Annotated in this window: 1 protein-coding gene; it reads right to left on the minus strand. The window is 76.9% G+C overall.

Annotated features, from left to right (window positions below):
• A partial coding sequence (locus HYE82_RS36710; protein WP_179178551.1) for a PLP-dependent aminotransferase family protein occupies positions 1–1,080 on the minus strand: 1,080 nt, incomplete at both ends.

The following is a 1,080-nucleotide window of genomic DNA, read 5'->3' on the forward strand; positions in this document are numbered from 1 at the left end:
CCCCCCGCACCACCCCCACCAGTGCCTCCACCGCTCGGCCGAAGGCGGCTTCCGGGGGTGCGGCGTAGCCGACGACCAGGCCTTCGCGGGCCGGAGCCGGGGCCGACGGGTGGTGGTAGGACGAGAGGCCGTCCAGGGAGAGGCCCGCGGTGCGGGCCGCCGCCAGGGCGGCCTGCTCGGTCCCCGGCGGGAGCTCCAGCACGGCGTGGAGCCCTGCCGAGATGCCGGTCACCCCCACCTCCGGCACCCGGGCGGCCAGGGCTTCGGCGAGCCGGTCGCGCCGGGCGCGGTAGCGCTGGCGCATGCGCCGGATGTGGCGGTCGTACGCACCGCATTCGATGAAGTCGGCCAGCGCCAGCTGGTCCAGGGCACTGGCCCAGGATTCCCGCTGCCCCTTCGCCGTGAGCACCTGCCCGACCAGGTCGTCCGGCAGGACCAGCCAGCCGAGGCGGACCGCGGGGGACAGGGACTTGCTGAGGGAGCCCGCGTAGACGGCATTCCCGGGGGCGAGGCCCTGGACGGCGCCGACCGGCTTGCGGTCGTAGCGGAACTCGCCGTCGTAGTCGTCCTCCACGATCAGTCCGCCCGTGGCGCGGGCCCACTCCACGGCCTCGGCCCGCCGGGCCGGCAGCAGCCGGGCACCCGTCGGGAACTGGTGGGCCGGGGTGAGGAGCAGGGTGCGGGCGCGGACCGGGACGAGATCGGTACGGGCACCGTCCTCGTCCACCGGGACGGGATGCGGGCGTACACCGGCGGCGTCGAGGATGCCGTGGTGGAAGGGGAGTCCGTACTCCTCCACGGCCCAGTGGCGGGGCCGCAGGGACGCGAGGAGGCGCAGGCCGTTCGCGAAGCCGGAGCAGACGACGATGTTCTCCGGGCCGGTGCGTACGCCCCGCGCCCGGGACAGATAGGCGGCCAGCGCCCTCCGCAGCTCCGGGCGGCCCCGCGGGTCTCCCGGGCCGAAGGCCTCGGTGGGAGCCTGGGCGAGGGCCCGCCGGGCGCTGGTGGACCAGGCGGCCCGCGGGAAGGCGGCGGGGTCGGGCTTGCCCTGGAGCAGGTCGTGGCGGGGACCCCCGGGGG

This window comes from Streptomyces sp. BR123 (genome assembly GCF_013401435.1).
Taxonomy (GTDB): domain Bacteria; phylum Actinomycetota; class Actinomycetes; order Streptomycetales; family Streptomycetaceae; genus Streptomyces.